The 16,207-nt window shown below is 37.4% G+C and carries 8 protein-coding genes; 2 read left to right on the top strand and 6 right to left on the bottom strand.

All coding sequences use genetic code 11. From position 1 onward, the window contains the following. Nucleotide 1 precedes the first annotated feature (1 nt). Complete coding sequence (gene thrA / locus K9M53_RS04870) at nucleotides 2–2,446, bottom strand: bifunctional aspartate kinase/homoserine dehydrogenase I (RefSeq protein WP_224018506.1); 2,445 nt, start codon at nucleotides 2,444–2,446, stop codon at nucleotides 2–4. A 474-nt stretch (nucleotides 2,447–2,920) separates the two neighbouring features. On the opposite strand from thrA, the gene K9M53_RS04865 reads away from it, so the two are divergent. Further along, a complete protein-coding gene (locus K9M53_RS04865; RefSeq protein ID WP_224018505.1) occupies nucleotides 2,921–5,500 on the top strand; it encodes a phosphoenolpyruvate carboxylase in 2,580 nt (859 codons plus the stop codon). A 95-nt stretch (nucleotides 5,501–5,595) separates the two neighbouring features. Further along, complete coding sequence (locus K9M53_RS04860; protein ID WP_224018504.1) at nucleotides 5,596–6,234, top strand: GDSL-type esterase/lipase family protein; 639 nt, start codon at nucleotides 5,596–5,598, stop codon at nucleotides 6,232–6,234. 60 nt (nucleotides 6,235–6,294) lie between these two features. Here the strand turns inward: K9M53_RS04860 and K9M53_RS04855 are convergent, their stop codons facing one another. From K9M53_RS04855 to gltB, 5 genes are all read right to left on the bottom strand, one after another. After that, nucleotides 6,295–6,474, bottom strand: a complete 180-nt coding sequence (locus K9M53_RS04855; RefSeq protein WP_224018503.1) for a hypothetical protein — start codon at nucleotides 6,472–6,474, stop codon at nucleotides 6,295–6,297. Between the two features lie 440 nt (nucleotides 6,475–6,914). Continuing rightward, entirely contained in the window at nucleotides 6,915–8,486 is a 1,572-nt protein-coding gene (locus K9M53_RS04850; RefSeq protein ID WP_224018502.1) for an ammonium transporter, read from the bottom strand. A gap of 106 nt (nucleotides 8,487–8,592) precedes the next feature. Continuing rightward, nucleotides 8,593–9,666 (bottom strand): outer membrane beta-barrel protein, encoded by a 1,074-nt coding sequence (locus K9M53_RS04845; protein WP_224018501.1) that lies wholly within the window; start codon nucleotides 9,664–9,666, stop codon nucleotides 8,593–8,595. A 346-nt stretch (nucleotides 9,667–10,012) separates the two neighbouring features. After that, nucleotides 10,013–11,485, bottom strand: coding sequence for a glutamate synthase subunit beta (locus K9M53_RS04840; protein WP_224018500.1), 1,473 nt, complete (start codon nucleotides 11,483–11,485; stop codon nucleotides 10,013–10,015). Nucleotides 11,486–11,611: 126 nt separating this feature from the next. Next, nucleotides 11,612–16,129 carry a glutamate synthase large subunit gene (gene gltB / locus K9M53_RS04835; RefSeq protein ID WP_224018499.1) on the bottom strand — a complete coding sequence of 1,506 codons (4,518 nt, stop codon included), beginning with the start codon at nucleotides 16,127–16,129 and terminating at the stop codon, nucleotides 11,612–11,614. Between the last annotated feature and the right edge of the window lie 78 nt (nucleotides 16,130–16,207).

The raw sequence follows: 16,207 nt of genomic DNA, 5'->3' as shown, positions 1-16,207 counted from the left end.
GTTAAATTCTTGATGCTCTGATTATGTCTGCAAAAACCCCCGATGCTGTTACATCCGCTCCTGCTCCAGCTCCTTTAATTACCAATGGCTGATCAACATACCTGTCTGTATAGAATAAAACAATATTGTCTTTACCATACAAATGGAACAGATCATGTTCCGGGTGAATATGCTGCAAGCCAACGGACGCTTTGCCGTTTTCGTACTTCGCTACAAACTTTAAAATATTCCCTTTATCTGCAGCTTCTTTATACAATTTTTTAAAATGATCTTCATGCTTTGTCATCGATGCAAAGAAATCATCTACCGACCCTTGCATACATTCTTCCGGCATAAAACCATTATTAGTAATATCATCCATTTCAATCTTGGAGCCACATTCACGTGCCAAGATCAAGATCTTACGCATTACGTCTTTGCCACTTAAGTCTAAACGTGGATCAGGTTCTGTATAACCTTCTTTCTTTGCCTGCATTACCACTTCAGAAAAAGTAGTTTGTCCTTTGTAATTATTAAAAACAAAATTTAATGTTCCACTTAACACGGCTTCTATCTTACGTACTTTATCGCCGCTGCGAATCAGATCATTCAATGTTCCGATAACAGGCAAGCTTGCACCAACATTAGTTTCGTATAAAAACCCTGCATTAAATTCATTCGCTAACTCTTTTAATTTTTTAAAATAATCAAATGAAGAAGAGCAAGCAATTTTATTACAAGCCACTACTGAAATACTTTTCTGCAATAGTTTATCATAACATTCTGCTACATGAGCATTGGCTGTAACATCGGCAAATACTGAGTTACGGGCGTTTTTATCAATAACGGTTTTTATAAACTTTTCAATGCTCATTGCTTCGCCATTATTCAATGCCTCTTTCCAGTTATCAAGGTCAATGCCTTCATCATTAAACAACATTTTAGTGCTGTTGGCAATACCTGCTACTTTAATTTTTAAGCGAAGATATTTTTGTAAATAGCTTTGTTGCTTTTGTAATTGAGCCAATAATTTACCACCAACATTTCCTACACCTGCAACAAACAAATTGATCTCTTTATAAGTAGTCTCAAAAAACTCTTCGTGTAAAACATTGATCGCTTTCTTTACATCCTGTGTAGAGATCACCGCAGAAATATTCCTCTCTGAAGAACCCTGAGAAATCGCTCTCACATTTACACCGTTACGTCCTAATGTTCCAAACATCTTTCCACTAATACCCGGGTGACTTTTCATATTATCTCCTACCAAAGCTATTATTGCCAATTCATTTTCTACTTTTAAAGGATCTACTTTTTTAATTTGTATCTCGTAAGAGAATGTTTCGTCAATCGTTTTCTTTGCCAGATTAGCAGCCGCCTCTTCAATTCCTACACAAATTGAATGCTCCGAAGAACTCTGCGTTATCAATATCACATTGATCTTTTTGTTTGCCAATGCTTCAAACAGGCGTTTGGAAAAGCCCGGTATTCCTACCATTCCGCTTCCTTCCAAACTCAATAATGCAATTTTATTAATGCTGGAAATACCACGAATGCTGGTTCCGTTTTGTGTAGCTTTTGTTTGAATAACTGTTCCAATATCCTGCGGAGCAAATGTATTTTTTATCCAAACCGGAATTCCTTTACTCATTACCGGTTGAATGGTTGGCGGGTAAATAACTTTAGCGCCGAAATGCGAAAGTTCCATCGCTTCCTGGTAAGATATCTGCGGTATCATTTTGATGTTCGCCACCACTCTTGGATCTGCCGTCATCATGCCCGAAACATCTGTCCATATTTCTAAATTTACAGCATCCAAAGCAGCAGCAAAGATCGCTGCAGTATAATCAGAACCGCCTCTACCTAATGTTGTGGTGCTTCCATTATGATCGCTGGAAATAAAACCCGGCAACATAAATAATGATGCCGATGAAGAAGTAAAATAAGATCGCACTTTTTTATTAGTAACGTTGAAATCAACAGCCGCAGAACCAAAATGAGAATCGGTAATGATCAGGTCTCTTGAATCTTTCCATTCGCAAGCACCTAGATCTGATTTTAATTTTGCTGCAATAATTTGAGAAGATAATATCTCGCCATAGCTTACAATACGATCTTTAGTTTGTGCAGATAATTCTCTTAATAAAAATATACCGTTGCAAATATCTTCAATTTCGTTACACAATGTTTTTACCAAACTAAGTACACTACTTTGTTGTGTAAGCGGAATTAAGTCTTTTACTGTTTGCAGATGACGCTGTTCTGCTTCCTGTAATTTTGTTTTATAGCTTTCGTCTGCTGCTGCAGCCAAATTGCTACATTGTAATAATGTATCTGTTATGCCGCCCAATGCCGAAACCACTACCACTATTTTGCCCGTCTTGCTTTTTTCTTTGACAATGGCGGCTACTTTATTTATATTCTCTGCATTTGCTACCGAACTTCCCCCGAACTTTAAAACCTGCATGATGTATTATTTTATAATTACAAAGTTGAAATTTGATTTTTTAGAAAAGCGCTAAAAGCGCCCAAAGGTAATATGAAAATGTACAACCCTTAGCGGGTTGTGGTAGAAGTTGTAATTGTGGTACCGTTTGCCGTTGCAAAGCTTGTGAAATTAGAAATGATATGTAATTTTTTGTGTACCATCCAACAGGGCGCAAAATAATAAAATAAGTTTGATTGAAGAAATTATTTGCCCTTTGTAAACGTAGAATAAGCGATTTTATTTTGATACAGGCATTGGTTTTCATGGCAGCACCGTTGTGTCACATTACGTTCATCGGCATACCAATGGGCATCTTTTACCGATGCAAACCAAGCCCATTTTAAAAGATGAAATAAAATCCGGGCTTAACCGATAATTTGAATTTTTTAAAGTATTTTCATGCCTCATTTCGATTGCTGCTATTTTTTAATTTTCTTATAATTTTAGTTTAATATGGATAATCAGGCTTCAAGGGCATTGCAGCAATTTAAAAATTCGGTGGGCATTCGGTTCCAGCTGTACAACAGTTTGTTTACTTCTCTTCCTTTTCACAGGATCGAGAAAACGGGAACCTTATTGTCGTTGTTGCTTATCAATTGCGAAGAAGGCTACAAAAACAAAAGAAGCCCCATCCAGATCATTGACGAATTCTTTACCAAGCATACTATGCTGGTAAATCAAAAAGACAGGCTGGATATCTTATTCCGTTTTATTCAATTTGTGGAAAGACAGATCGTCTTGTTCGATGCATTGGAAGATGCTACTTTCCGTGATATTAATGATCTTACCGGCGTAGGTACTATCAAACACCTCGAAAGCGAGATCCTTCAAAATCAAAAAGAAAATGAGCTGGCTGTTAAGTTAAAAGATTTTGCCATTCGTTTGGTATTAACAGCGCATCCTACACAGTTTTATCCTGATACAGTTTTAGGCATCATTAATGATCTTTCAAAATCATTAAAAGAAAATAACACGCTGGAGATAAATACTTACCTGCAACAATTAGGCAAAACACCTTTCTTTAAAAAACAAAAACCTACCCCATACGATGAAGCAGTAAGCCTGATATGGTACCTGGAAAATGTTTTTTATTCAGCCATAGGAAAGATCATTACCGGGTTGCGCACACAATTTCCAAATGCCATTAATGAAAATAACCCTGTTATTAATATGGGTTTTTGGCCGGGCGGGGACAGAGATGGCAATCCTTTTGTAACAACAGAGATAACAGTAAAAGTTGCAGATGCTTTGCGGGGCGCTATTATTCATTGTTATTATTTGGATATACGCAGATTAAAACGCAGGCTTACGTTCAAAGGTATCGAGCCTATCCTGACCACATTGGAGAAAAAGCTTTATAATAATATTTTCATTCCCGGGCAACGTACGCCATTATCCAAACAGTTAATGCTGGAATCATTGAATAAAGTAAGAGATATTCTTATTTATGAAAACAATGGTTTGTTTCTTGACCTGATAGATAATCTTATTAATAAAGTGTATGTATTCGGTTTACACTTTGCATCGTTGGATGTACGCCAGGAAAGCACTGTACACAACACCGTACTGGAAGCGATTTCTTCAAAAACAGATGCACTGCCTAAAAACTATAGTAGCTTAACGGATGAACAAAAAATAGAATTGCTTACTAATATGAACACTTCAGTTCCCGATACTGAATTTGAAAATGCGATTATTACAGACACCGTACAAACAATCAAAGCAATAAAAACAATCCAGGATTATAATGGAGAATTAGGTTGCAATCGCTACATCATCAGTCAATGTAATAGTGCTTTAAATGTGCTGGAAGTGTTTGGTTTGTTTTTATTGGGCGGATGGAAAAAAGAGGAATTAAGCATCGATATTATCCCCTTATTTGAAACGGTAGATGATCTGCAAAATGCAGCAGAAATAATGGAAACGCTGTACACGAATAAAGAATATGCAGCTCATCTTGGATTAAGAAATAAAAGACAAACCATCATGCTTGGTTTTTCTGACGGTACTAAAGACGGCGGGTACTTAATGGCGAACTGGGGAATCTATAAAGCAAAAGAAGAATTAACAGCTATCTCTAAAAAATATGATATTGATGTGATCTTCTTTGATGGACGTGGTGGACCTCCCGCACGTGGCGGTGGTAAAACGCATAACTTTTATGCATCAATGGGTAAGAACATTTCTAACAAAGAAATACAGTTAACGATCCAGGGACAAACAGTAAGCTCAAATTTTGGTACTGTTGATGCAGCACAATTTAATATTGAAAAATTGCTACATGCCGGGATCACTAACGATCTGTTCAGTACCAAAGAAATTACATTAGAAAAAAATGAAGAAGTTCTGTTGCAGGAATTAGCAGATATAAGTTTTGATGCCTATAATAAATTAAAACATCACCCTTATTTTGCCGATTATTTATCACATATAAGTCCTTTACGTTTTTACAGCGAAACCAATATTGGCAGCCGTCCGGCTAAACGTTCAGGTTCTAATAAATTGTCATTAAAAGATCTTAGAGCCATTCCATTTGTTGGTGCCTGGAGCCAGTTAAAACAAAATGTTACCGGCTATTATGGCGTGGGCATTGCTTTCCAGGAAATGGAAAAGAAAGGCAAGTTTGGTGAATTGAAAACGTTGTACAAAAATTCGCTTTTCTTTAAAACACTTATTGATAACTGTGAGATGGCAATGAAGAAAAGCTTTTTCGGTTTAACAGAATATTTGGCTAAAGATGAAAAATATGGCGAGATATGGAATATGATCCGCAGTGAGTTTGAATTAACGCAAAAATATGTATTGCTGCTTTCCGGTAAATCGGAATTAATGAGCAATTACCCGATCGACCTGCTATCTATTTCCATGAGAGAAAGAATTGTATTACCGCTATTGACCATTCAGCAATTTGCTATTGCAAACCTGCGTGAAATAGAAGATAAGCAGCTACATTCTCCATTGAAAGAAACTTATGAAAAGTTAGTCATCCGCTCTTCGTTTGGCATTATCAATGCAGGAAGAAATTCAGCTTAAATCATTTTTAATTAATTGATCTTATTAAACAGCATCCTAATTAAGATGCTGTTTTTATTTGGATAAGATTACTTTTATAGAACAAATCTTACTAAATGTCTCCAAAAAAATGGCTGATACTATCTGTTATTTTAAATATCGTTTTTTGTATTGTATCTATCTTCTTTGTAATCATGTTTCATGATAGAATTACAAAAAAAATGACGGCTGATAAGACTGTAGATATCGTAATGTTTGGAGATTCGATCACCGAAGGCGGTGACTGGGCTAGCTTGTTTACGGATAAGAAAATTTATAACAGTGGAACTATGGGAGCCACTACATCCCGGTATGTATGGACACTAAAGAAAGATGTTTTACAACACCATCCTAAGATATGTTTCATATTAGGCGGCACTAATGATATATTCCAGGGAATCCCTGCAAGCAGAACACTCGACAATATGAATAAGATAATTTCTTCGCTACAGGCAAACAATATTATCCCGGTACTGCAATCTGTACCCTATAGTGCAAAAATAAAAGAGCATAACAATTTGGTTGATTCCATCAATATTAAATTAAAACAATTAGCCGGAGAAAAACATATGGATTATATCGATCTGAATGAAACACTTTCTGAAAATGGCTTTTTAAAGAAAGAATATACTTATGATGGAATTCATTTTTCAGAAAATGCCTACCCCGTATGGGCAGAAAAAGTAAAAGAGGTTTTAAGCAAACACAACCTTTAAGTATTTAAAAAGAAATGCCGGTCAATTACCGGCATTTTCTTTTTTATCTATTTGGCAAGCTTAAGCAGCTTTATGTCTCTTACCACCTTTAATTGCAGGGATCACGATCGCAGCAACTAATACAACAAAAAATCCAATAACAGCAATAGGACCATTGTCTGTTGAAGATTCAGTTGAAGTTCCTGCAAATACAGCAGCTGAAGAAGAGATACCTAATAAGGTTACAAGTACTTTTTTCATTTTCTTAATTTTTTTATTTTAATAATAGTTTAGAGTTAAAAACTTGACTGCAAGTTATAACCATAAAACGCTAAAAAAATCAAGCCAGTGTACGTCAAGTAGTTAGGAGTAAAATCAGTGTTACAATTAATAAAATAATATAATGTAAATTATTTTTGAAGTAGGATTTAGATTTAAAATAGAGTAATCAAAATAACTGAAAAATTTTTGGGCTTAAATTATTCACCAAATTCAAGTGATTGATAAATATGAACTTTTTTAGATTATCTGTGAAGTTATTTTGCTGTTATTAGGCAAAAAAATATTTTTTCTTTAACACATTTTTAACAAACATAAAAAATTTATACTACCGAAATGATTAAATGAAGTTGCCCCGCCTTGCGGCGAGGCAACTAAAACTAACGAAAAGCAAAAATATTTGTTAGTAAATTGAAACCTTATTATTCTAAAACATAAGCTTCTGCACCATGTTCAAATATGTCTAACCCTTGTTCTTCACCTTCTTTTTCCACACGTAATTTCCAAGGATGCGGTAATTTATTAAGAATAGCAAACATTATATAAGAAACTACAAATGCTGCTACAGCTATTGTTAAATTACCTATTATTTGAGCTTTTAGAACATCCAAACCACCTCCATAAAATAAACCGGTAACAGCTGGAGTATCTGTTGGACCAGTAGGACCAGTTACACCATATTGACCTGATGCAAAAAGACCTAAAGACCATGTACCCCAAATACCGCAAAGACCGTGAACCGGAACAGCTCCGATTGGATCATCTATTCTTAAGTATTCTAATAATTCAATACCGATATATACTAATATACCTGCAATAGCGCCTATTAAGATCGCTCCGGTTGGAGAAACCCAGTAACAAGGACAAGTAATAGCAACTAAACCTGCCAAGAAACCATTGGTAGCCAACCCTACGTCAAACTTACCTTTAGTGCTTCCAAACCATAAGCCCATGTACATACCCATGATACCGCCGGCACAAGCAGCCAATGTTGTATTAGCAGCTACACGACCGATACCTTGCATATCCAAAGCAGATAAAGTACTTCCAGGATTGAAACCATACCAGCCAAACCAAAGTATGAAACCACCCACAGCAGCAACTACGAGGTTATTAGCCGGCGGCATTCCACCACCATCACGCTTAAATACACGACCTAAACGTGGACCAAGTACCATAGCACCTGCTAAAGAGATAACACCACCGATTGTATGAACTACAGTTGAACCTGCAAAATCACGGAAACCTTGTCCTAAGCCAGGCAAGAAATGTCCTGCTGTTCCCATGGTATATAACCAGCCATCTGGTCCCCAAGCCCAATGCCCAATAATTGGGTAAATAAATCCTGTAACACCAATGCTATACAAAATATCACCACGGAATCCGCAACGACCTACCATAGCACCTGAAGTGATGGTAGAAGTAGTATCAGCAAAAGCATATTGGAAGATCCAATGTGCTAATACGGGCACACCTGTTGTAGCATAAGTTGCCGGAGTATTTTGCAGGAAGAACCAGCTTTTTGCTGTACCACCTGCCAGATCTCCTCCACCCCATCCTATAAAACCATTACCTTGACCGAACATAAATGCGTATCCTACAGCGTAAAACAACAGACCGCAAATACAAGTATCAAAAATACATTCTGCCAAGATGTTTACTGATTCTCTTTTGCGGGCAAAACCTGCTTCAAGGAAAGTAAAACCAGCCTGCATACCAAATACCAAAAATGCCGCAACTAATACCCATATTGTATTGGCTGTATTAACCAATGTTGGGTCTAAAGGCGCCGGTGCTCCGGGCGTTTGTGCATGCGCTGATGAAATACCGAATACACTTGGGATAAAAACCTTAAGAGCCGCTAATAAGATAACAATTCCAAGGATCTTACCAGCAAATTTCATAAGGGTTATGCGCCATTTTTCTTTTCTGTCTAGCAAGACAAGCGCATGGGCAGTTGCTGCTCTGCCTCTGAAGAGGTTGTTAAAAATCATTGTGTTACTGTTTAGGTTTAAAAATTTGGTTGCTGTATAGTATAGTTTGTATAAAAAAAGTTCTTTAGGTTATAAGAACTTGAGTTCGATTTAAGTTATCTGCAAATTAAAATTTGTAGATCGCTGCTAACAGGCCTGTGAACGTGCTTGTACCGCTTGAACCATCACTTTTTGTGAACGCTGGATCGCTTGCGCCATCATATCTAACTTCAGGAATAAGTGTAAATGGTCCAACTTTATAGTCTAATGATAATGTGATATCATAAAATTTATTTACAGGAGCAGTTCCATAAGAACCTTTGCTGTTATCAAAGTATTCGCCACGTAACGTAAGACCTACTGTAGAAGAAGGGTCAGCATTTACATATACTGCAGCACCCCATGAAGTAGAAGTTTCTGAAGTTACAGCAGAAGGAGCAGAGATCATGGAAGCGTTCAAACCAAGACTCCACATGCTGGTCAATGTAGCAGTACCGACAAAATCAACCTGGTTAAAATCACCGCCTGTACCTTGATAGTTTAAGTAACCTTTTAATTTACCATCTTTAGAACCATCGCTGATCTGAGCCAAAATCACTTTAGGAGAAGAAATAGCCGGTGGAACAACAGCTGCAACGTCAGTAGGATTAGCAACGCCCAACATAAAACCCCATGTTCCTTTTCCATATTCAGCTTTTAACCCTGTATGAGAGAAAGGTCCGTAAGAAAATAAATAGTCCATGCTATAGTTTCTGTTTGCATAAGCATCTACTAATTCGTATCCGATATGTGTAGCCCATTTACCCATGGTAAATTTTAAACCACTTGCTGGAGAATAGCTTGCATATAATTGTTTAACTGCAGCTAATGTAGAAATATTATTTCCTGAAACACCCACACCAAATCCATCATTATAAGAGAATTCTGCAGCTCTTTTACCAAAGCCTAGATCTGCAGTTCCACTTACTTTACCAGATAAAGCCGAACCATCTAATCTAACAGTAGCCATACCTAATTCAAAAGAATTTTGAGAATTGGTAAATGATGTGTTGTTGTTGGTAGCGCCATCCGGTGCATCAAAGTTGTAGCGATAATAAGCATCAACAGAACCTGAAACCGTCAATGATTTTGTTGAATCTTGTGCATTTGCACTTAGCCCTATAAGTGCTGCTGCAACTGGAAGGAAAATTTTTCTTGTCATTTGTTTTAAGTTTTTTGGTTAAAGAATGAGTAGGTACTGATAAGACAAATAAGAGTAAATATTAAAAATAATATAAATCTATATGTTATATGCAATGTTACAACGAAAAACTTAAATTTTGACTAAAAAAATAACATATTTATTATTGCAATATATTATTTTATAGAAATTATGCTATTATTTATCAAATTAGTTGATTTAAAATATGATTTTAGAAAGATTTTAAATTTATTTTTTACACGTCGTGTAAAATAATTTACATTATTATATAAATTAATTTGTACTCTTGGACATAAAAAAATCAACCTAAGTGGTTGATTTACAATATAATTTTATCTTTTAAGGCTTATACGTGCAATGCAGTTAGCAAAGAATCCTTTGTTTCCAGCAATGAACTTCCTGTTAAAAATTCATCTACCTTCCTGGCGCATTCTCTCCCCTCGCTAATAGCCCAAACCACCAACGATTGTCCCCTACGCATATCACCTGCTGCAAATACCTTATCTATACTGGTTTTGTATGCTTTTTCAGAAGCCCGAACATTTCCTCTTTCATCTAATTCTACTTCCAGCTTTTTGATCAACCCTTCATGCTGCGGATGAACAAAACCCATCGCCAGTAAAGCCAGTTCACAAGGGATCTCTCTTTCAGAACCTTCTATTTCTACAAATGAAGCCGGTCTGCCATCTACGATCTTCCATTCCAGGTCAACAATTTTCAATGCCTTTAAATTTCCTTTATCATCCCCGATAAATTCTTTGGTAGCAACGGCCCATTTTCTATGCGCACCCTCTTCATGTGAAGAGGTGGTTTTTAATAACATCGGGTAAGTTGGCCAAGGCATTACATGTGTTCTATCTTCCGGTGGCTTTGGTAATAATTCAAACTGTGTTATCGAAACAGCTCCATGGCGATTAGAAGTTCCTACACAATCGCTACCGGTATCACCACCACCGATCACTACCACATTTTTGCCTGTAGCAAAAACATCTTCGCCATCTACTTTTATATTACTTACACGTTTGTTTTGCTGTTTTAAGAAATCCATTGCAAAATAAGTTCCTTTTAACTCACGACCTTTGATCGGTAAGTCTCTTGGAATAGTTGAACCTCCCGCTAAAACAACTGCATCAAACTCACGCAACAGATCATTTACTTTTACATCTACTCCAACATTGGTATTGCATTTAAAAGTCACTCCCTCTTCTTCCATTACTTTTACTCTGCGTTCAATTACCCATTTTTCCAATTTAAAATCGGGTATGCCATACCGCAATAAGCCGCCCGGCATATCATCACGTTCAAATATAGTTACTGAATGTCCGGCATAGTTTAACTGTGCGCCTGCTGCTAATCCCGCAGGACCAGAGCCCACAACAGCTACTTTTTTACCGGTAAGAATATTTGGTTTTTTAGGCTGAACAAAGCCTTTATCAAAAGCGATCTCTATAATATGTTTCTCTATTTCTTCAATTGCAATAGCTGGTTGATTAATGCCTAATACGCAAGCCGTTTCGCAAGGAGCAGGACAAATTCTTCCTGTAAATTCCGGGAAGTTATTGGTAGATGTTAGAATATCATACGCTTCTTTCCAGCTTTTACGATATACTGCATCGTTAAACTCCGGAATTACATTACCTAAAGGACAACCACTGTGACAAAAAGGAATACCACAATCCATGCAACGAGCAGATTGCTGATTTAATTTATCATCTGAATAACGTTCTACAAATTCCTTATAATCTTTCACACGCTCCTCTACTGAACGCTTTGAAGGCATCTCTCTTGTAAATTCTAAAAATCCTGTGGTTTTACCCATCGCTTGCAGTTATTTGGTTTACTTGTATTTTAAGTTTATTGCTGAACATCGATATGCCGTACAAGTGAGTGACACAACAATGTTGAAGAAAGAATAAATGATAGTTACCTAATCCTGTTACTTCAATTATTTATTCAGTTCCAGCTTTTGTTTTCTAACCTGTAATACCCTTTTATAATCTCTTGGAAATACTTTAATGAAATTCTTCAGCTGATTCTCAAAATCATCTAACACAAACTTGGCAATAGTGCTCTTTGTGTTGGTATAATGGTCGCTGATCAAACGATGTAAGTCTGCTTTATCGTCATCACCTACCGGATCCAGATCAACCATTTCTTTATTGCAATTTGATTCAAAGTTTCCTTTAGTATCATAGATGAAGGCAATACCACCGCTCATTCCCGCAGCAAAGTTTCTTCCGGTGTCTCCCAATATCACTACTTTACCGCCGGTCATATATTCACAACCGTGATCACCCACACCTTCTACAACCGCAGTTGCGCCTGAGTTACGTACCGCAAAACGTTCGCCGGCTTTACCACGTATAAAGGCTTCGCCAGATGTTGCGCCGTAGAATGCTACGTTACCGATGATGATATTATCTTCAGGAACAAAGGTTGCTTTCGGTGACGGGTAGACGATCAATCTTGCACCGCTTAATCCTTTACCGAAATAATCATTTGCATCACCCATCAATTCCAGGGTTAGTCCTTTTGTATTGAATGCACCAAAGCTTTGTCCGGCTGTTCCGGTGAACTTAAAATGAATGGTATCGTCCGGTAATCCTTTGTCTTTATACTTCTTGGAAATTTCGTTAGAAAGTATTGTTCCGGCAGTTCTGTCAATATTAATAATATTGAATGATGCCGTTACTTTTTCACCTTTTTCAATTGCTGGTTTTGCTGCTTCTAATAATTTCCAATCCAGCACATTGTCTAATCCATGATCCTGGTCTTCTTTTTTATACAAGCCTGTATAAATAGATGCAGGTTCTTTGTATAATACAGGTGATAGATCCAACTTGCTGTATTTCCAGTGCTTTACATCATCTCTTTGTTCTAATGCATCAACTTGGCCGATCATTTCATTTACAGTTTTGAAACCAAGTTCAGCCATCAACTCTCTTAATTCCTGTGTTAAGAATTTAAAGAAGTTAACTACATGTTCTGCATCGCCCGAGAAACGTTTACGCAATTCAGGGTCTTGTGTTGCCACACCAACAGGACAAGTATTCAAATGACATTTACGCATCATGATACAACCTTCAACTACTAATGCTGCTGTTGCAACGCCCCATTCTTCTGCACCTAATAAAGCAGCAATAGCAATATCTCTACCGGTTCTTAATTGTCCATCTGTTTGAACAATAACACGGCTACGTAATTTATTTTTTACTAAAGTTTGATGCGCTTCTGATAAACCTAATTCCCATGGTAAACCTGCATGCTTAATAGAGCTCATTGGTGATGCACCGGTTCCTCCATCAAAGCCTGCGATCAATACTACATCTGCTTTTGCTTTGGTAACACCTGCAGCAATTGTACCAACGCCGGCTTTAGAAACCAGCTTCACATTGATACGTGCAGCACGATTTGAATTTTTAAGATCGAATATCAATTGCGCTAAATCTTCAATAGAATAAATATCGTGATGTGGCGGCGGAGATATCAATCCTACTCCCGGAGTAGAGTGACGTGTCTTACCGATCCAATCATCTACTTTATCTCCAGGTAACTGACCCCCTTCTCCAGGCTTAGCACCTTGCGCCATTTTAATTTGCAGCTCATCCGCCTCTGTTAAATAATAACTGGTAACACCAAAACGTGCAGAGGCTACTTGTTTAATAGCACTGCGCATGGAGTCGCCATTCGCCATTGGAGTATAACGCATTTCATCTTCACCACCTTCGCCGGTATTGCTTTTACCACCGAGGCGATTCATTGCAATTGCTAACGTACTATGTGCTTCATGAGAAATAGAACCAAAGCTCATAGCGCCTGTTGCAAAACGTTTCCAGATATTTTCTGCCGGTTCTACTTCATCAATAGAAATAGCAGGACGATTATAAGTGAACTTAAATAAGCTACGCAATGTGCAGGCTCTTTCGCCTTGCTCATCTATAATTTTTGAATACTTTTTAAATGTTGCATAATCATTCATACGAGTTGAATATTGCAACAAGTGTATTGTTTGAGGATTGAATAAATGGAATTCACCTTTACGCTTCCATTGATATACACCTCCTACAGGAAGGCGATCAACAGGCACTTCTTTTTTGCTGAATGCAAATGAATGCTTCGCTAAATTTTCTTTTGCAATTTCATCCAATCCCATGCCTTCAATACGGGAAACAGCACCAGTAAAGTATTTATCAACTACGGTTTGATTTAAACCGATGATCTCAAATATTTGTGCGCCTTGATAAGATTGTAATGTTGATATTCCCATTTTAGAGAATACTTTCAACAACCCTTCATTAACAGCTTTGGTATAATTTTTCTTTAATTGTTCAACATCCAGATCAGTTTCTAAATGCCCGCTCAATTTCATATCGCGGATGCTTGACAATGCCAAATAAGGATTGATAGCCGTTGCACCGAAACCTAATAAACATGCAAAGTGATGCACTTCCCATACGTCGCCAGCTTCTACGATAATACCTACGCTGCCACGCAGTCCTTTGCGTATCAAATGATGATGTACTGCAGCAGTTGCTAACAATGAAGGTATTGGTGCATGTTCTGAATCAATGGCCCTGTCAGTTAATATCAATACTTCAAAACCATCATCTACTGCATCAACAGCGTAACGACATAAACGATCCAATGCTTTTTGCAAAGAACCTGGTTTGCCATCTGCTCTATAATATGATTGTAATGTTTTTGCCTGGAAAATCCCTGTATCAATGCTGCGTATCTTTTCTAATTCAAAATTAGAAAGCACCGGATGCTTCAATGCTACCGTATGACAGCTTAATGGATCTTCAACCAATAAGTTTCCGTTGTTACCCACAAATGTTGCTAACGACATTACCAACTTTTCACGGATCGGATCGATCGGCGGATTGGTAACCTGCGCAAATAATTGCTTAAAGTAAGAACTCAAATGCTGTGGTTGATCACTCAAAATTGCCAAAGGCACGTCTGTACCCATTGAACCAATAGGCTCTTTACCATCTAACGCCATTGGAGCAACTATTGAATCGAGATCTTCTGTTGAATAACCAAATGCTTTTTGGTATTTGAAGATCTGGTCATGTTCCAAATGCGTGAACATGATCCTTGGTTCCGGTAATTCTTCTAAACGGATTTTATATTTATTCAACCAATCGCCATAAGGCTCATGTGAACATATTTTATTCTTCAATTCATCATCACTGATAATTCTTCCTTGTTCCATATCCACCACAAACATCTTACCCGGTTGCAATCTTCCATTTTCTTTGATGATAGCCGGATCAACAGGAAGAGCGCCACTTTCAGATGCCATGATAACACGGTCATCTTTTGTAACACAAAAACGTGAAGGACGCAAACCGTTTCTATCCAATGTAGCGCCGATCATTTTTCCATCTGTAAATGAAATAGAAGCCGGACCATCCCAAGGCTCCATTATGGATGCATGAAATTCGTAAAATGCTTTTTTAGCAGGATCCATCATGTCGTTACCATCCCAGGCTTCAGGAATCAACATCATCATTACATGAGGAAGAGAACGACCGCTTAATGTCAACAATTCAATCATGTTATCCAAACATGCAGAATCTGATTGCGGGCCGGGAACAACCGGTAAGATCATTTCCATTTCTTCTTTGGTAAAGAAAGGAGATTCAAAACCGTGTTCACCTGCTTTCAACCAATTCAAATTTCCTTGCAGTGTATTGATCTCTCCATTGTGTGCAATGAAACGGAATGGCTGTGCCAGTTTCCATGAAGGAAATGTATTGGTAGCAAAACGAGAGTGTACCAAACCAAATGCTGATACAACTCTTTTATTATTCAGATCAGGGAAATAAGGACGAACCTGTAAGCTCGTCAATTGTCCCTTATAAACTACTTTACGTGTAGATAATGATGCTACGTAAAAACCAATGGCATCTTGCTTTACTGTTGCATTAATTGTATGTGTAGCATAATTGCGCAATACAAATAATTTTCTTTCAAACTCATCCTGGTTAGAAATATGATCCGGTGATGCGATGAACACTTGTTCCATTACAGGCTCAACAGATAAAGCTGTTGCACCGATATCGTTCCTATTTACAGGAACAGTACGATACGTCAATATCTCTAATCCCAACTTTTCAGCAGCACGGTTGAAGATAGATTTACATTCTTCTCTTAATTTATTTTCTTTTGGAAAGAATAGAACACCTACTCCATACTTACCAAATGCCGGTAAGTGAACGCCCAGCTTTACACACTCATCAAAGAAAAACTCGTGAGGAATTTGTATAAGAATACCTGCACCATCACCGGTGTTAGCTTCATGACCGCAGGCTCCGCGGTGCTCCATATTTTCGAGGATGGTTAGGGCGTCGGAGACATTTTGATGCGATTTATTGCCTTTGATATTGGCAACAAAACCAACGCCGCATGAATCATGCTCAAAATCCGGAGAGTATAATCCTTTAGTTTTTCCCATAAGTAGACCTCTTTCTTATTAATAAAAAGTTTTATAAGCGGCAATAGCATCGTTTTCTTCATTTAATATAAATTTAAT

Origin of the sequence: Ferruginibacter albus (assembly GCF_020042285.1) — a bacterium.
Lineage (GTDB): Bacteria > Bacteroidota > Bacteroidia > Chitinophagales > Chitinophagaceae > Ferruginibacter > Ferruginibacter albus.
Note: the sequence above shows the minus strand (reverse complement) of the source record. Positions and strands in the feature narration are given on the sequence as shown.